11 protein-coding genes and 1 tRNA gene are annotated in these 16,841 nt (G+C 66.3%); 1 reads left to right on the forward strand and 11 read right to left on the reverse strand.

What is annotated here, in order from left to right:
• Positions 1–419: 419 nt before the first annotated feature.
• From ACIQF4_RS06690 to ACIQF4_RS06720, 7 genes are all read right to left on the reverse strand, one after another.
• Entirely contained in the window at positions 420–2,996 is a 2,577-nt protein-coding gene (locus tag ACIQF4_RS06690; protein ID WP_400515391.1) for a LuxR C-terminal-related transcriptional regulator, read from the reverse strand.
• Between the two features lie 70 nt (positions 2,997–3,066).
• A complete protein-coding gene (locus tag ACIQF4_RS06695; protein WP_400515390.1) occupies positions 3,067–5,802 on the reverse strand; it encodes a LuxR C-terminal-related transcriptional regulator in 2,736 nt (911 codons plus the stop codon).
• Between the two features lie 123 nt (positions 5,803–5,925).
• Complete coding sequence (gene pth, locus ACIQF4_RS06700; RefSeq protein WP_400515389.1) at positions 5,926–6,516, reverse strand: aminoacyl-tRNA hydrolase; 591 nt, start codon at positions 6,514–6,516, stop codon at positions 5,926–5,928.
• Positions 6,517–6,627: 111 nt separating this feature from the next.
• Entirely contained in the window at positions 6,628–7,251 is a 624-nt protein-coding gene (locus tag ACIQF4_RS06705) for a 50S ribosomal protein L25/general stress protein Ctc (RefSeq protein ID WP_400515387.1), read from the reverse strand.
• Positions 7,252–7,512: 261 nt separating this feature from the next.
• On the reverse strand, positions 7,513–8,493 hold the full coding sequence (locus ACIQF4_RS06710; protein ID WP_104185336.1) for a ribose-phosphate diphosphokinase: 981 nt from the start codon (positions 8,491–8,493) through the stop codon (positions 7,513–7,515).
• Positions 8,490–9,974 carry a bifunctional UDP-N-acetylglucosamine diphosphorylase/glucosamine-1-phosphate N-acetyltransferase GlmU gene (gene glmU, locus ACIQF4_RS06715; protein WP_400515384.1) on the reverse strand — a complete coding sequence of 495 codons (1,485 nt, stop codon included), beginning with the start codon at positions 9,972–9,974 and terminating at the stop codon, positions 8,490–8,492. Before glmU ends, ACIQF4_RS06710 begins: the two co-directional genes overlap by 4 nt.
• Before the next feature lie 100 nt (positions 9,975–10,074).
• Positions 10,075–10,146: transfer RNA gene (locus ACIQF4_RS06720), tRNA-Gln, on the reverse strand.
• Positions 10,147–10,313: 167 nt separating this feature from the next.
• On the opposite strand from ACIQF4_RS06720, the gene ACIQF4_RS06725 reads away from it, so the two are divergent.
• Positions 10,314–10,940, forward strand: a complete 627-nt coding sequence (locus tag ACIQF4_RS06725; protein WP_400515381.1) for a TetR/AcrR family transcriptional regulator — start codon at positions 10,314–10,316, stop codon at positions 10,938–10,940.
• A 609-nt stretch (positions 10,941–11,549) separates the two neighbouring features.
• Here the strand turns inward: ACIQF4_RS06725 and ACIQF4_RS06730 are convergent.
• The 4 genes from ACIQF4_RS06730 to ACIQF4_RS06745 form a co-directional block, all read right to left on the reverse strand.
• On the reverse strand, positions 11,550–13,379 hold the full coding sequence (locus ACIQF4_RS06730; protein ID WP_350003783.1) for an ABC-F family ATP-binding cassette domain-containing protein: 1,830 nt from the start codon (positions 13,377–13,379) through the stop codon (positions 11,550–11,552).
• A 39-nt stretch (positions 13,380–13,418) separates the two neighbouring features.
• Positions 13,419–14,381, reverse strand: a complete 963-nt coding sequence (locus ACIQF4_RS06735; protein WP_350003784.1) for a 4-(cytidine 5'-diphospho)-2-C-methyl-D-erythritol kinase — start codon at positions 14,379–14,381, stop codon at positions 13,419–13,421.
• Complete coding sequence (gene rsmA / locus ACIQF4_RS06740; protein WP_400515379.1) at positions 14,378–15,247, reverse strand: 16S rRNA (adenine(1518)-N(6)/adenine(1519)-N(6))-dimethyltransferase RsmA; 870 nt, start codon at positions 15,245–15,247, stop codon at positions 14,378–14,380. The genes ACIQF4_RS06735 and rsmA overlap by 4 nt, the downstream gene beginning before the upstream one ends.
• Positions 15,248–15,488: 241 nt before the next feature.
• The gene (locus ACIQF4_RS06745; protein WP_400515377.1) at positions 15,489–16,676 is read right to left on the reverse strand and encodes a transglycosylase family protein; all 1,188 of its coding nucleotides are present in this window, start codon (positions 16,674–16,676) and stop codon (positions 15,489–15,491) included.
• Positions 16,677–16,841 lie beyond the last annotated feature (165 nt).

Here is a 16,841-nt window from a genome sequence, read left to right on the forward strand (position 1 = left end):
TGTGGCGGCCGCCCGGGAGGGGCAGCCGCCACGTCCGCTCCGGGCTTCAGCCCCGCGGATTGGAGGGCCGGCGACGGCTGGGGGGAGAGTCTCGGTCTCAGAAGACTCTGACGTCGCCGGCCCCGTCTGGCCCGGTCACCTTGACCGGAAGCTTGCGAGACCTTGAACTTCTCAGGCGTGGTTTGCGGCCTCTTTACGGCCGCTTTTTTCACTTCCTTAAGTAAAGCCCGCGGGGTCCGGACATACACGAGTAGGGAGTACTCGAATTCCATGGCGGGGTACTACCGGGACCGGGGGCTGATACCCGGTGGGGCTTTCTCACGAACCGCGGGCAGGCTGTGATCAGCAGCTCGGAAAGGGCAGGAGGAAGGTGGCTGAGTCCGCTGGAGCAGTCTGGAGTTAGCGAAGCCCTCGTCCTGCTACTTGGGAAGCGCCGAGTCCAGCTCGTCCCGGCTGCGCACGCCGAGCTTTACGTAGGTGCGGTAAAGGTGTCCCTCAACCGTCCGGACGGAAACCATGAGCCGCTGGGCGATCTCGCGGTCCGTGAGCCCCTGCACTGCGAGCTCAACGATGTCCTGTTCTCTGCGGGTGAGATGGACTGCGGGGGCCGCGGCGATGAACCGGCCCTCCCGGAAACGCTCGCCGAGTTCGTGGTCACACTTTTCGCGCTGGGCAACGGCCTGCCGGGAGCGCCGCCGCTCCCCAGCCTGCTCCAGCACCGTGCTGGCACGGGCATAGGCCTCGCGGGCAAGGTTTACGAAGCCGGATTCCTCCAGGGCGGCGGCCGTTCCCATCAGGGCATCGCCATCCGCTGCCTCCCAATCGGCAGCCAGCTTCAGCATTGCCGCGGCCCAGCGGCCCTCTACGCCGCGGGCCGCGTTTTGCACCATGGGGATCACCGATGCATCCCCCAGGTCCCAGAGCAGCGACAGGAGCTCCAGCAGGGTGCCGGCCCTTGACGAGGCCTCCGTGGTGGTCGCCAGGGTATGGAGGGCGGCGAGGCCCTTGCCGTCGCGGGCCAGGTACTCTGAAGCGGCCGCACCGTAGGCGCCCGCCAGAAGGTCATGGGCGGGGCCTCCTGCCACCGCGTCCTTGCAGTCCTGTTCCAGCCGCTTTGCCTGGGCAGTGTCACCGAGCCGTGCGGCAACGTAAAAGCCGAGGGCCGAACCGAAGCGGAACAACTGCAGTGGATCGCTGAGCCTGAGCGCTTCCACTGCTGGCAGCAGCAGCTGGTAGGCCCGCTCCATCCGGCCCTGCCGCAGCATTGAGTAGCCGCGCAGCACCTGCAGGCTGCCGTTGAACGTCCCGGTCCCGGCGGCATGTCCTGCCGCATAGCTTTCGAGTTCACGCTCCGCGGATTCCCACTCCCCCATGGCAAGGTAGCCAATGACCAGCCGCCCCAGGACGAACTCGGAGTAGAAGAACAGGTCGTCCTCCAGCGTCGGCAGCTCGGAAGCTGCAAGCAGCGCAGCGTCGAGCCCTTCCGCGGGCCGGCCGGCCGCGGCAAGGGCATGCGCCAGGAGCGCCTCGCCGATGGCTTTCAAAGGCTCGCCGGTTTTTCCCGTGGAGCTGTGGCTCCTGAGGTCCGCCACCCGGCTGGAAAGGGCCGGCACGTTGACGTCCGCGCCGGACTGCAGCAGCTGCAGCAGATCTTCCTGCGCTTCACGTACTGCCTCCGGCAACCCCTGGTTGTGCTCCCGCACGTCCTCGGCCAGGGCAGCCAGGGGACGGCCTGTTGCCTGGTGGGCCGACGCCCGCAGCAGCAGGACCGAAGGGCCCTGGGGGCCTCCCACCAGCTGCAGCCAGCTGTCGTCAAGCAGCGCGGCGGCTTCGGCGTAGGCGCCCTCGTTGTAAAGGGCGCGCGCCTGCACGGCGTGCGCAAGGTGCACAAGATCGCCGTCCTGCACCTTGGCAGCGATGGATCGCGCGCTGTGGTTCCGGAAGCGGGCCAGTGCTTCGCGCGCGGCGTCCAGCATGTCGGCGTCGGACACACGGAGGCCGCACTCAAGCGACCACTCCACGAACCGCAGCCGGCTTTCCCCGCGAAGGGCGGCTGGGTCCTGGTGCTCCCGGATTTTTTCCAGCAGCTGCAGGCTCCGGGAAACCGAGATGGTGTTCCGGATGGCCTTTGCGAACAGCCCGTTCCAAATGGTGAGTTCGGAGGGGACGCCGGAGTTTTCAACAACCATCTGCTGGTCAAGCAGGGAACGGACAATCGCCGCCCCGCAAATTTCCTCGATCACTTTCCGGCCCACAGGTCCGGCGAGCGCAATGAACTTCATGGCCTCCTGTTCCTCGGCCCGACGCCGGAGATGGTCCTTGGTGACCACGGCAGTAAGGCGGACCCCATCGGTCGGCAAAGAGCCCAGCAAGACCCAGATTCCGTTCCGTTTGGCCAGGGTCCCGGACTCCGCGGCGTCATGCAGCAGCGCATCCAGAACGCGCGGATTTCCTCCCGAGGCGCTCCAGACGGCGTCCACAGTGGCGTCAGGGACGGTGCCGTCCAGGACGTGGGCCAGGACTTCCTCGATCTGTTCCCGGTTCAGCGGGCGCAGGTCCACGCGTTCGGCCAGGCCGTCGTACCAGAGCTGGTCCAGCGGTTGGGGCAGGCCCGGACGCGGCCTCGCCGCCGCCACCACTGTTGCCCAGCCGGCCGAAATCAGCTCCGCCACCACGCCGGCGGAATCCTCGTCCAGGTAATGCGCATCGTCCACCATGAGCAGGACGGGCGCGCCGTTGCCGGCCTTCACTTCCTCGAAATAGCTCCACATGGACCGCAGGACGGCAACAGGAGAGACCGATTCCTCGGCAGTCAGGTCACCCGTATACGGCGTCAGGACACCGAACGGCACCGCGGCGAGGGCGGAACTGCCGTGCATCTGCAGCACATTCATGTCCGCGGCCAGGCGCTCCGCTATGGCCTCCGTGAGGGAGGACTTTCCGATGCCGGGGCCCGCCATGATGAAGACCGCCTGGCTGGCGCGGTTCCGGACCATGTTGCAGATCCGGTCCAGGGGTTCTTTCCGCCCGGTGAGGAAACGCTGCGCAGTGTTGGGCTTGTGCCCGTTAGACGAGTCCAGTCAGATCACCCCTGGAAGTTACGCCGAGTTTGGTGAAGACCTGGTAGAGGTGGCCTTCAACGGTACGGACTGAGACGCCCATCTCCAGGGCGATGTCCCGGTTGGAAGCGCCGCGTCCTGCCAGCCGGGCAATCTGGCGCTCCCTGCTGGTCAGCAGGGGGCTTCCGCTGCTGGGTACGATGGGAAGGTTGGCCACGGTGGCTGCCAGGATATCGAGCCGGGCCTGTGCCGTCCGGGCTGTGAGGGAGTCGCCGTCCTGGCGTGCGAAATCCACTGCAAGTGCCATGCACCGGGCTTCCACGGCATCGAGTTCCAGGGTGGCGGCCAGTTCGCCGCCCGCGAGGAGGGTCTTCGCATCCTTGGTCCTGGTGCCTATGGCGACCAGGCGGGAAATCTCGGCCAGCGGCCCTTGGCGGTGCCCCGCAATCTCCTCCAGCTGGCGGAAATCCGCGTCGCTGCCGTTCACGGTGGCGGCGAGCAGGCTGATTCCGGCCAGGGTGAAACGCCCTGCCTCCATGTGCTGCCGGGCGGACTGCTTCAGCCCGGCAACGGCGTCAGGATCGCCCAGCCACCGGCCCGCCACGAGCGCGCAGAACTCAGCAATGCTCTCGGCGATGAAGCTGGACGTCCCGGATGTCCTCTGGACTTTGGCCAGGTATTTGCGTGCCTGCGCAGCATTGCCGGTCTGGGCATGGGCCAGTGCGATGGCTGCGTACGCGCAGCGGAGGGCGGCCTGGACGGGCTGGAGCTCCAGCTGTGCTGCCGCGGAGATCAGGGGGTCCAGGGCAGCGGCTCCACGGCCCGAGTAGACGTAGGCGATGCCGGCAGCCAGCTCCGTAGCAGCGCTCCGGAAGGGAAGGCTGTGCGGTTCGTCAGTGGCCTGCGGGCCCAGGAGGTCGATGCACCGCCGCCACTGGCCCGCGATCAGCAGCACCAGGTAGGCCTCCTTGGTGTACCGCTCGCGAAGGCCGACGATATGGGAGGCGTCACTGATCTGGCCTCCCAGCTGCCGCATGACGCTGAGCGCATCCATTTCGCGCCCCGTCAGGGCCAGCGCGGTCATCAGCAGGATGGCTGAATTCATACGGTTCTCGGTATCCGGGTTCAGCGCTGGATCAGAGGCCTTTTCGAGGGCGGGAATGATGGAGGCGTAGTCGCCCACGAAGGCCCGGTACTCGAACTCGCTCAATTCCACCCGGTGAACAGCCGCAGCACCAGGCTCCGGCCACGCAGTGCGGTTCGGCGCCTGTTCAAGCCGTTGCCTGGCTTCAGCCAGCAGGTCCGGCACCCTGGCTGCTGCCTCCGGCAGCCACATCATGACCTGCGACTTGGCCGCTATGACGTGGGCGTACTCCCCTGCGTCGAGGCCGTCCAGCTCCGGCTGGGAGATGTCATCAAGGGCGGCCATGGCCTGGACGGGCATGTCCAGCTGGAGGTATGCGGCGGCTTTCTGGCGCTGCCCGGCCACCCACTCCCGGTCCGTCCGGCGAAGCATCTCCGCGTAGGTCAGGGCAAACCGTGGATCGAACAGCTGGACGGCGGCGTCGGCGGCCGCGAGTGCAAGGGCTGGACTCAGGTCCGCCTCGCACTCGTGGGTCCAGGCCGCGAAAGCCATCAGTTCCTCAACCGTCATCCCGGCTGGATCGGGTTCCGTGCCGCCCAGGAGCACGCTCCGCAGCTCCCGGCGCCGGGCAATGCTCAGCCAGGTGCGAACCACATCCCCAATGTATTTTTCGCGCAGCGACACCCAGCGGTGGTCCGAGGCATCGATCTCCAGCAGCCCGCCGTCCTCCATGTCCGCTACCACTTCGGCGCTGTAGATGGCGGTAAGCCTGGAAAGTTCCACACGGCGTGCGCAGGACAGCATCTCGATGACTTCCCGGGTTTGGGGACTCTCCCTGGACCAGCGGGACCGGACAATGTCGTCAAGGCTGGCAGCGCCGTCGAGCACCACTTTGTCCCGCAGCGTCCAGACGGAATCGGACAGGACGAGGTTCCCGGACAGCTGCTGTTCGGTAACGAGAGCCTTCAGCAGCAGCGGATTACCGCCCACCATGTGGTGGTAGGTACTCACCAGCGATGCGGACACGCGGTGGCCCAGGAGCGACAGCAGAACCTGGCGGGTCTGCAGCTCGTTAAGGTTGCTGAGCCGGACTTCAGCGAGGCGGCGGTCCGTCAGCAGCCAGTGGAAGTCCGCCGGGAGATCACTGATCTTGGGCGCCACGGCAATGATCTTCGCTGTGCCGGTCAGGAGTACGTTCAGCAGTACCCCCGCGCTCATCTCGTCGATGCAGCCGGAGGTGTCCAGGGTGATCACGCAGGGCCTGCCGGCGGCATCGCTGCGGATCAGGGATGTAATGCCGCGGAGTATGGCCGTGGGGGATCCCATGTAGGCCTGCGGGAGCCGGGCCAGGAGGAAAGAGAGGCAGCCGTAGGGCGTGCTGGAACCGGCTGGGCCGCTGCGGAGCTGAAGTGACCACACGTCCGGGCCCAGCTCCGTGACCGCTGCCCGGGCCAGCGAGGACTTTCCCACGCCGCGTCCCCCGGTGATGACCACCCCAAGGGAATCGGCGCTGGTGAGGGCGGTACGGACAGATTCGAGGTTTGCGCCTCGGGCAGGGGCAGACCAGGGCTGACCCTCCCGCTTGCCGGAGGTATCCCTGTTCAGCCCGACGTCGTGGGGCGTTGACCCACGTCCCCAGCTGAGTGGCTCGATTGACATGAACTTTTCCCCTACATCCCCGCGATAGCGGGATGTAGCCCCATTGCTCCCCCGCATAGGAAGAAGACTACCCCGGGGCACAGACAACGAGACAGGGCCAAGGGCCATTAAGTTTTCATGTTGCTAACGTTCGGACTTCGCGGGGTGGAACTTCTGTTGCGCTGCGGTCAGGCCATCACGGAGCAGGACCTCCACTGCGTCCGCTGCTTCGTCCAGCAGGAAGGGGAGTTCCTTGAGTTCGGCAGTGCCGAAGTCGCGCAGGACATAGTCGGCCGTTTCCATGCGGCCGGGCGGCCGTCCCACCCCTACCCTGACGCGGAGGTAGTCCTTGGTGGCCAAGGCCTTGGAGATGTCCCGCAGCCCGTTGTGGCCGCCCTCTCCCCCTCCGGTCTTGAGCTTCACTGTGTTGAACGGAATGTCGATCTCGTCGTGGACAGCCACCACATGGTCAGGGGTGATGCCGTAGAAATTTGCCAGTGCCGCGGTGGGACCGCCTGAAACATTCATGTAGCTCATCGGCTTGGCCAGCACCACGCGGGGTCCGCCAATGCCCAGGCGTCCTTCGAGGACCTGGGCGCGGGCCTTGTGGCTTTTAAAACCGGCACCCATCCGGGCGGCGAGTTCGTCGAGCACCATCTGGCCTACGTTGTGCCTGTTGCCTTGGTACTGTGCCCCCGGGTTTCCGAGGCCAATGATGAGCCAGGTATCAGTCATGAATCAATCCTAGGGTGGGGGTTTGCCGCGCCCGGCGCCGGTTAAGGGCAGTAGACATGCCAGTGGCCGGACCCCCACTGGAGTCCGGCCACTGGCGGGAAATGCGGCTGATTACTCGGCTGCTGCTTCCTCGGTGGCTTCGGGAGCCTCTTCGGCAGCGGCTTCGGTGCCCTCGCCGGCTTCTTCTTCTTCGGCGATCTCGACAGCTTCCGAGATGTTCACCACGAGCGCCTCGGCGTCGGTGAGCAGGACAGAGCCCTTCGGCAGCACCAGGTCGGAAGCGTGGATGTGCTCGCCGGCTGCGCGGCCTTCGATGCTGACCTCAACGGACTCGGGCAGGTGGGTAGCCTCGGCTTCGAGGGACACCACGGTGAGCTCGAGGTTGTGCACGGTGCCGGGGGCGGTTTCGCCCGAAACGTGGACGGGAACGTCAACGGTCACCTTTTCGCCCTGGCGGACGGTCAGGAGGTCGATGTGCTCGATGATCTGCTTGATGGGATCGCGCTGGACATCCTTCACCAGGGCCAGGTGGCCTTCACCGTTGATGTCCAGGGACAGCAGGGCGTTGGCGGTGCGGACGGCCAGGGTAGTTGCCTTTGCCGGCAGGGTGATGTGGATGGGGTCTGCGCCGTGGCCGTAGATGACGGCGGGGATGAGGTTGGCCATCCGTGCGCGGCGGGCGTAGCCCTTGCCGAATTCGGTGCGTACTTCTGCTGCGAGCTTCTGCTCAGACATGGAAATCTCCTTGAAAACTAAACGGTGTTCAGCAAGGGCGGAGGTCTGTCGCGACCTTCAACGCCAGGCGGCCGGAGCCATGCCCATCTTCGAAGGGAGATTCAGACCCAGTCGATAACGGAGACCTGCACTCCGGTGACCGAGTGAACGGTGACCGGCGCTCTCCCTCGCCAAGGTATCGCTGACAAGCTTACCAGCGCCGGTCCTGTTTACTGAAAACGGGACCGGCGCCGCGGGCCTGCCTAAGCGTTGCCGTCGAACCTACGCGTTGCCGTCGAAGAGGCTGGTGACCGAGCCGTCGTCGAAGACCTCACGAACGGCGCGGGCGATCAGCGGTGCGATGGAGAGCACCGTCAGCTGGGGGAAGCGCTGGGATCCGGTGAGCGGAAGGGTGTTGGTCACCACTACCTCGCGCGCGCCGGACTCCGAGAGCCGCTTGGCGGCGGGATCGGAGAAGACCGCGTGGGTGGCCGCGATGATGACGTCTTTCGCCCCGGCGTTCTTCAGCACCTGGACGGCACCGGAAATGGTTCCGCCGGTGTCGATCATGTCGTCGATCAGGACGCAGGTGCGCCCCTCGATCTGGCCCACCACAGTCTTGGAAACAGCCTGGTTGGGCACCGTCAGGTCGCGCATCTTGTGCACGAACGCGAGCGGCGCGCCGCCCAGGCGCTCTGCCCACTGCTCCGCCACCCGCACGCGTCCGGTGTCCGGGGAGACAACGGTAACGTTCTCGGCGTCCACCCGGGTGCGGATGTAGTCAGCCAGGAGCGGGATGGCCATGAGGTGGTCCACCGGACCGTCGAAGAAGCCCTGGATCTGCGAGGTGTGCAGGTCCACGCTCATGATGCGGTCTGCGCCTGCCGTCTTATACAGGTCCGCTACCAGCCGGGCCGAGATGGGTTCGCGGCCGCGTCCCTTCTTGTCCTGGCGGGCGTAGGGGTAGAACGGCGAGACCACCGTGATGCGCTTGGCGGAGGCGCGCTTCAGGGAATCGATCATGATCAGCTGTTCCATCAGCCAGTTGTTCAGCGGTGCCGGGTGCGCCTGGATGACGAACGCATCGGTGCCGCGGACACTCTCGCCGGCGCGGACGTAGATCTCGCCATTGGCGAAGTCGTAGGCGTCCACGGGCAGCAGTTCGGTACCCAGTTCCTTGGCGATTTCCCGGGCCAGCTCGGGGTGGGCCCGTCCGGTGGCGAGCACCAGCTTCTTTTCGCCGCGCGCCGTAATTTCGCTCATGGTTGGTTGCCCTCTTCTGTAGATGCCGGGGTACTTGAGGAATCTTTGGTGGCTGCCTGGGCCAGTTCAGCGGAGCGGGTTCCGGGGCGGTTCGCCGCCACCCAGCCCTCCGTGTTGCGCTGCGCTGCGACTGTCAGCACGAGCGCTCCCGCGGGCACGTCCTTGCGGATCACCGCGCCGGCGCCGCTGTAGGCGCCGTCCCCCACGGTGACCGGGGCAACAAAGACGGTGTTGGAACCCGTGCGGACGCCTGAGCCGATCACCGTGCGGTGCTTCTTCTCGCCGTCGTAATTTGCGGTGATGTTTCCGCAGCCAATGTTGGTGTCCTCGCCGATTTCGGCGTCACCGGCATAGCCGAGGTGCGAGAGCTTGGAGCCGCGCCCGATGGTCACATTCTTGGTTTCGTAGAAGGCGCCGATCTTGCCGGTCTCCCCCAGCACCGTGCCCGGGCGGAGGTAGGTGAAGGGCCCGACGGCGGCGCGGGCGCCGATGACAGCCCCGGAACCATGGGTGCGGGTCACGGTGGCGCCCTCGCCGACGGTGACGTCCGTCAGGGTGGTATCGGGGCCGACGACGGCGTCCCGGGCCACAGTGGTGGTGCCGTGAAGCTGCGTGTTGGGGAGGATGCGGACATCCTCGTCAAGGGTCACCGACGAGTCGATCCAGGTGGTTGCGGGGTCCACTACCGTCACGCCGGCGCGCATCCAGGCCTCCACCGTGCGGCGGTTCAGCTCGGCGCCGAGGGCCGAGAGCTGGACGCGGTCATTGGCGCCTTCCACCTGCCAGCGGTCCGCAGTGACGACGGCGGCCACGCGGCCGCCTGACTCACGGGCCAGGCCCAGCACATCCGTCAGGTACTTTTCGCCCTGTGAATTGTCAGTGGTCACGTGGGCCAGGGCATCGCGGAGAACAGCTGCGTCGAAGGCGTAAATGCCTGAATTGACTTCCCGGATGAGCCGCTCCGTTTCAGAGGAGTCCTTGTGCTCACGGATGCCGGTGACCGTTCCATCCTCACCGCGGAGGATCCTGCCGTAGCCTGTGGCGTCGTCCAGGACGGCCGTCAGCACGGTCACGGCGTTGGCCTCGCGCTCGTGGGTGGCCACGAGTTCAGCAAGCAGGGCGCCGGTGAGCAGGGGCACGTCGCCGTACGTCACCACCACGGTTCCCGCCAGGGGCCCGCTGGCGTCGAGGGCCTGGAGGGCGACTTCCACGGCACGGCCGGTGCCCGGGATGTCATCCTGGTCCACGATCACTGCCGCCGGGTCGACGTCCGCGAGGTGGCGCGCCACCAGGTCGCGTTCATGGCGGACCACGATGGCCAGTTGCCGGGGGTTGACGCTGCGGGCGGCCAGCAGAGCATGGGCCACCATGGACCTGCCGCCGATCTCATGCAGGATCTTGGGGGTACGCGACTTCATCCGGGTACCGGCGCCTGCCGCCAGGACGATGACTGCGGCCGGGCCGGTGTTCTCGGGGATCACGTACGGGCTCTCCTTGCTTGGTTATGCTCGCGCTGACGGTGTCCGGCCGCATTGCGGGCCGCACCGTATGTCATGCTACTGAACGCTCCATGCGCAGCAGTTCCGCCCATAGGATTCGAACCTATACTCCACGGCTCCAAAGGCCGGGGTGCTGCCATTACACCAGAGCGGACCGTGCCGTGGCGCGCGGCCGGGCACAAGTAGTTATTTTGCCACGGGTTCGGGGCGCTGCGCGACACGGGACAGTCCCACCGGTTCCGCGACTCAGGTTTCGCGGACCGCGGTACGCCTGCCGTCCCGCTGCAGTCCTGCCCGTGACCGGTGGTGCATGATGGAAATGTGAGCAACAACCCTCCGCGGACACGCATGACCGGCCTGCAGCGGCGGAGCCAGCTGATCGACGTCGGACGCGGACTTTTCGCCGCAAGGGGCCTGGACGGGACCACTATCGAGGAGATTGCGGCGTGCGCCGGGGTGTCCAAGCCGGTGATCTACGAGCACTTCGGTTCCAAGGAAGGCCTGTACACCCAGGTGGTGGACCACGAGTTCCGGCTCCTCCTCGACGCCATCAGCGCCGCCCTGACCGAAGAGGCGAAGCCCAGGGTCCTCGTGGAACGGGCGGCCCTGGCACTGTTGACCTACATCGAGGACCGCACGGAAGGGTTCCGGATCCTGATGCGGGACGCACCGCCGTCGCAGCCCGAGGGCGCCTTCTCCACGCTGCTCTCCCACGTCACCGCCCGCGTGGAACACATCCTCTCCGACGAATTCTCGCGCCGCGGCCTCAGCGGCGAGGACGGGGCCATGTACGCCCAGATGCTCGTGGGCATGGTGGCGATGACCGGCCAATGGTGGCAGGACAGCCGCCAGCCGGACAAGCACACCGTCGCCGCGCACCTGGTCAACCTCGCCTGGAACGGCCTCACCGGCCTCAAAAAAGACCCGGAACTGATGTCCGAGGGCTGAGCCTCACCTTTCGTGGCCTTCGGTCACCTTCGCGGTGCAGGAGACTTTCGCCGGCGTCCGTGGCCAGGTTCGCGGCGCAGGAGACCTTCGCCGTCGCTTAGACACGGGCCAAAAGGGCCCACCGGTCGCTGGGCGACCTTCACGCCACGATGCGCCGCGATGCGCGACTACACGAAGGCCCCCCGCACCGCTCGTGCGGAAGTTCCGTCGGGCGAAGGGTCCCCACGGCACGAGTGTTTGAGTTTCGTCCCGAGCTGTCTCCCGCCCCACCTGGCGAAGGTTCCGTTGGGGAGTCGCCCCGCACCCACCCCCTCATCCACCTGCCGAAGGTGGATGAGGGGGTTGCCTGCTGCTCCTCGGCATGAGGTGGCGTTCGTTGTCGGGAGGTGATTCTTCGGGAAGGTGACTTCCGTGCGCCGGAGCTGGTTCTTCCGAAAGGAGCGCATCGCGGCGCATCGGGGCATGGAGGTCGCCCAGCGACCGGAATGCCCCCTTTGCGACGTGTCTAAGCGACGCGGAAGGGCCAGCTGCGGCACCCAAGGCGGGCCGACGTCGAAGGGCCGGCTGCGGCACCCAACCCGGGGCACCGCGCCGTCGACCATAAAGTGGCTACTCGCCGAGGACCTCGAGTGCTTCCAACCATTCGAGCTCGAGGGCTTCGCGTTCTCCCGCCAGGTCCTTAAGCTTTTTGTTCTGTTCGGCCAGGGCATCGAAGTCCGACTGCTCGGTGCTTTTGACCATCTGGTCGTGGACTTTCTTCTCCTGCTGTTCGAGCTTGCCCAGCTGGCGCTCGATGCGGTTCTTGGCTTTCCGGGCGTCGCGCTTTTCGGCTTCCGAGGCGCCGGAGGCAGCCGCAGATGCCGGCGCGGATCCGGCGCTGGTGACGGGGTTGCCGCCGCCGGTCACCGTGGACCCTGCCAGTGCGGACTCGCGCAGCTCGAGGTACTGGTCAACACCGCCGGGAAGGCCGCGGAGCTTTCCGTCGCCGAGGAGCGCCATCTGGTGGTCGGTGACGCGCTCCAGGAGGTACCGGTCGTGGCTGACAACCACAAGGGTTCCCGGCCAGCCGTCCAGCACATCCTCCACGGCCGCGAGGGTATCCGTGTCCAGGTCGTTCGTGGGCTCGTCGAGCATCAGGACGTTGGGCTCCCCCACCAGCAGCCGCAGGAGCTGCAGGCGGCGCCGCTCGCCGCCGGAGAGGTCCTTGACCGGGGTCCACTGCTTCTCGTTGGTGAAGCCAAGCTGTTCAACCAGCTGGCCGGCGCTGAACTCCTTGCCGCCAACGTTGAAGGAACGCTTTTCGCGTTCAATGACTTCGATGACGCGCAGGTCCGAGACGTCGTCGAGCTCCTTGACCTCCTGGCTGAGGACCGCGGTGACCACTGTCTTGCCCCGCTTAACCTTTCCGGCGTCGGGGGTGATTTCCCCGTTAAGGAGTTTCAGCAGGGTGGTCTTGCCGGCGCCGTTGACGCCTACCAGTCCCAGGCGTTCGCCGGGGGCCAACCGCAGGGTGATGTTATCGAAGAGCTTCCGTCCGTCCTCTCCACCTTGGAAGTCCAGGGAGACATTTTCCAGGTCCAGCACGTCCTTGCCCTGGCGTGCGGTGGCCATCTTGCTGAGGGCCATCGAGTCGCGGGGGGCGGGCACGTCGGCGATGAGGGCGTTGGCGGCCTCGATGCGGAACTTCGGCTTTGCGGTCCGGGCAGGAGCGCCGCGGCGGAGCCAGGCCAGCTCCTTCTTAACCAGCTGCTGCCGCTTGCCTTCCATAACGGAGGCGGAGCGGTCACGCTCGGCGCGGGCGAGCACGTAAGCCGCGTATCCGCCTTCGAAAGGATCAACGATGCCGTCGTGGACTTCCCACGTCTTGTTGCAGACTTCATCGAGGAACCAGCGGTCGTGGGTGACCACCAGGAATGCGCCCTGGTTGGCGCGCCACCGGGTCTTTAGGTGCCGGGACAGCCACGCCACGCCCTCGACGTCGAGGTGGTTGGTCGGTTCGTCGAGCATGATGACGTCGTGGTCCTCGATCAGGAGCTTGGCCAGGGCCACGCGCCGCTTCTGTCCGCCGGACAGTGCGTGGACGTTGGCGTGCCAGTCGACGTCGGAAACAAGCCCGCCCATAACTTCACGGATCTGGGGGTTGCGGGCCCATTCGTAGTCCGCCTGGTCCCCCACGATCGCCGCACCCACCGTCAGGTCGCCGTCGAGCACGTCGCTTTGGTCCAGGTAACCCACGTTGACGTCGCCGCGTTTGGTGACCCGGCCCGAATCGGGGGTTGAACGCAGGGCAAGCAGCCGCATCAACGTGGACTTGCCGTCACCGTTGCGGCCCACCATGCCGATCCTGTCACCTTCCTCCAGCCCCAGGGTGATGCCGTCCAGGACGGTGCGTGTTGCGTAGGAGACCGTCAGGTTCTCGCCGCCAAGAAGGTGTGCCACAAGGAACTGCTTTCTGCCGCTGAGGGAGGATTTGAAGACTTAGAGGTGCGTGTCGGAGATGATGCGCGCGCCCGGTACCGGGCCGTGGACGGCGAGGGCCGTGAGGCCGTAATGCCGCAGGTCGGCGGCCAGGCCTTCCGCCGCCACCGGGTCGTCGGCCAACAGGGCCACAGTGGGCCCGGACCCGGAGACGATGCCCGCAATGGCTCCGTGCGACTCCCCGATACCCAGCGTATCGCGCAGGGCCGGTGCCAGTTCAATGGATGCCCGCTGGAGGTCGTTGACCAGGACCCGGCCCAGCGCTTCGGCGTCTCCGCCACGGAGGGCGGTGAGGATCTTGGGGTCGACTCCGGTGGGTTCGGCGGCCTGGATGCCGCCGGCGTCCCTGATGCGGTCCAGGGTCCGGTACACCTCGGGGGTGGGAAGGCCGTAGTCCGCCGTGACGAGAACCCAGTGGGTCTGGGCCTTCGCCAGCGCCGGGGAGAGCTCATCGCCCACGCCCAGGCCCACGGCCGTGCCGCCCAGGAGGGAGAAGGGGACGTCGGCGCCCAGTTCCGCGGCCAGGTGTGCAAGTTCCTCGCGGGAAAGCCCGCTGTTCCACAGGGCGTCGCATGCCAGGAGGGTTGCGGCAGCATCAGCCGATCCGCCGCCCATGCCGCCGGCCACGGGGACCCGCTTGGTGATCTCCAGGTGGACCCCGGTGGGGCGTTCTGAGACGTCGGCCATGATGGCTGCGGCCTTGTAGGCCAGGTTGTTCCCGTCCAGGGGAATGTCGGCGGCGTCCAGGTCAACGGTGCTCGCCCGGCTGAGGCTGAGGGTGATCCCCGGCGATTCGGTGCTGGTGGCCGCAACTTCCTCGTAGAGGGATACGGCGAGGTAGACACTCGCGACCGAGTGGTAGCCATCGGGGCGGAGCGGTCCTACCTCGAGGGAGACGTTGACTTTGCCGGGGGCTTTGACCCGGACTGTCCTGGCGGCAAACCGGCCTGGCAGGGCGTTCATGCCGGCGCCTGCTTGGCTTCTGCGATCCTGGCGAAGGCCTGGATGTCTATGACCTCGCCCCTGGCCGTGGGGTCGACGCCGGCAGCAACCAGGCAGCGTTCCGCTTCCGGCGCCCCTCCCGCCCACCCGGCGAGGGCCGCCCTGAGGGTTTTGCGGCGCTGGGCGAAGGCGGCGTCCACCACGGCGAAGACCTGTTCCCGGGTGGCCGTGGTTGCGGGAGGCTCGCGGCGCGTAAAGGAGACCAGCCCGGAGTGGATTTTCGGCGCAGGCCAGAAAACATTCATTCCGATGACTCCGGCCTTGCGCATCTTGCTGTACCAGGCGGCTTTGACTGACGGTACGCCGTAGGTTTTGGATCCGGGGCCTGCGGCCAGCCGGTCAGCCACCTCATCCTGGACCATCACCAGCCCGTGCTGCAGGCTGGGGAAATGCTGCAGCAGGTGCAGCACCACCGGGACCGCCACGTTGTAGGGCAGGTTGGCCACCAGGGCGGTGGGCTGCACCGGGAGCTCCGTGACTTTCATGGCATCGGCGTGTACCAGGTGGAAGCGGGCTGCAGCCGATGGCCTCCACTCCTTGACCGTTGCCGGGAGTTTGGCGGCCAGCACGGGGTCTATTTCCACTGCCACCACGGACGCGGCGGCATCGAGCAGTCCGAGGGTCAGGGATCCCAGCCCCGGGCCCACCTCCAGCACCGTCTCGTCCGGTCCAACACTTGCGGCGGCCACGATCCGGCGGATGGTGTTTCCGTCAATCACAAAGTTCTGGCCGAGGGTCTTGGTGGGGCGGATCCCGATCTCCTCCGCGAGCCGGCGAATGTCGGATGCACCAAACAGCGGTGCGGGCGCGGGGATTGGTTCAGTCACCTAGGTATCCTATCCCGCGCCGCGCACGGCGCCCCACAGGCGAAAACGAGTGCGAAACGAGTAAAAACCCGGGAAAGGCCGGGGACGGACCAGGGAGCGGCAGGAGGGAAAATCGGTCGGTAAACGGCCAGCGACCCAGGTGATTTGGAAGGCCGGGACAGACGGACCCGTTAAAGGCTGCGGCCGGGCACGGAAGTCCGTACCCGGCCGCAGCGCCCTGACGGGCACGCAATCGCTATGGTCAGCTGGTGGCAGCCCAGCCGCAACCCCACGGCTGAAGGCCGCGCTGTGCGTAGACCCGGTTGGCAATGTCGATCTGCTGGGCCTTGGTGGCAAGGCTGGCGTTGGGAGCGTAGGCCCCGCCGCCGGCGCCGATCCAGGTCCGGATGTCGAACTGGAGGCCGCCGTAGTAGCCGTTGCCGGTGTTGATGCTCCAGTTTCCGGTGGACTCGCACTGGGCGATCTTGTCCCACATGGCTTCGTTCATCATGGCCGGAGCGGCAGCACCGGTGTTGGTGCCTGTACCTGCGGGGACTGCGGCACTTGCTGCGGGGGCAGCCTGGGCAACGGGCTTCGGCTTGGTTCCCACGGAGACTTTCTCGGCCACGGGCTGCACTGTAACCGTCTCCGACACAAGGCTGCGCGAGGCTTCACGGCCGTCCACCAGCACCAGCTTGAAGGTCTTCTCCAGCTTGCCTGCGGCGCCCTTCTGGGTAATTTCCTTCTCACCCTTGAGCAGTTCGCTGCTCTCACTCGTCACGGTCTCGAACGGAACGTCCTCGGTGCTGACTGTGGTCTGGCCGGTGTCAACGCGTGAGACCTTGATGACCATGTTGTTTACCACGTGGGCGTTGACGGGCTGCGAGGAGCGGTCGTTGGCTCCCAGAACCAAGCCGGCATCTTCGAGCACCTTGCCCACCGTGGCGGCCGTTGTGGTGGCGGTATCCACCTTGCCGTCCGCAACGAGGCTGACGGTCTTAGGGGTGGAGATGGCGACGTAGGATCCGGCGATGGAAAGCTGGGCATCCTTGGGCACGGACACCGAGGACGCGCTGGCAACGCCGAGTTCGGTGACCAGGCCGGCAACGTCCTGCGCGGTGGTGTTGACCGTCTTCTCGGAACCGTCAAGGCTGACCTTGACTTCCTTGGCCTTGTTGACGTTGATAACGGTGCCGTCCTGCACCGAGGCATCAACCGACGGAGACACACGGTCTGCAGGGTTCAGCTCCAGGTTGGCGCTCTTGACCACCTGCCCCACGGTTCCGCCGAACGTCTGCACGGACGAGACCTTTCCATCAACGTTGAGTGTGATGGTTTTGTTATTGCCCACGAAGGCTACGAGGCCCACGACGAGCGCACAGAGCACCAGAAGCTGGGCACCAACCTTGACTAAACTGAACTTGCCGTCCGATGTGAAAAACTTGCTCACGTTTGCCCGTAACTTTAGGTCTGTCCGGGCACGGGGAATCGCGCAGTAAAAGGCCCGGCACCGCCAGCAATGGCAGTCCGGGCACCGTTGCGCCGCCCACTCCGCGCAACGGGCAAGCCGGGACAGCGCCCAGCAATCCTGCTGCAGAAAGAAGTGTAATTACCC

The sequence above is a fragment of the Pseudarthrobacter sp. NPDC092202 genome (assembly GCF_044755505.1).
Taxonomy (GTDB): Bacteria; Actinomycetota; Actinomycetes; order Actinomycetales; family Micrococcaceae; genus Arthrobacter.

Coding starts and splice junctions, on each gene's coding strand:
- ACIQF4_RS06695 (WP_400515390.1), bottom strand. CDS start 5,802: ATGTCAATCGAGCCACTCAGCTGGGGACGTGGGTCAACGCCCCACGAC.
- ACIQF4_RS06705 (WP_400515387.1), bottom strand. CDS start 7,251: ATGTCTGAGCAGAAGCTCGCAGCAGAAGTACGCACCGAATTCGGCAAG.
- pth (WP_400515389.1), bottom strand. CDS start 6,516: ATGACTGATACCTGGCTCATCATTGGCCTCGGAAACCCGGGGGCACAG.
- ACIQF4_RS06710 (WP_104185336.1), bottom strand. CDS start 8,493: ATGAGCGAAATTACGGCGCGCGGCGAAAAGAAGCTGGTGCTCGCCACC.
- ACIQF4_RS06690 (WP_400515391.1), bottom strand. CDS start 2,996: ATGGTCCGGAACCGCGCCAGCCAGGCGGTCTTCATCATGGCGGGCCCC.
- ACIQF4_RS06735 (WP_350003784.1), bottom strand. CDS start 14,381: ATGAACGCCCTGCCAGGCCGGTTTGCCGCCAGGACAGTCCGGGTCAAA.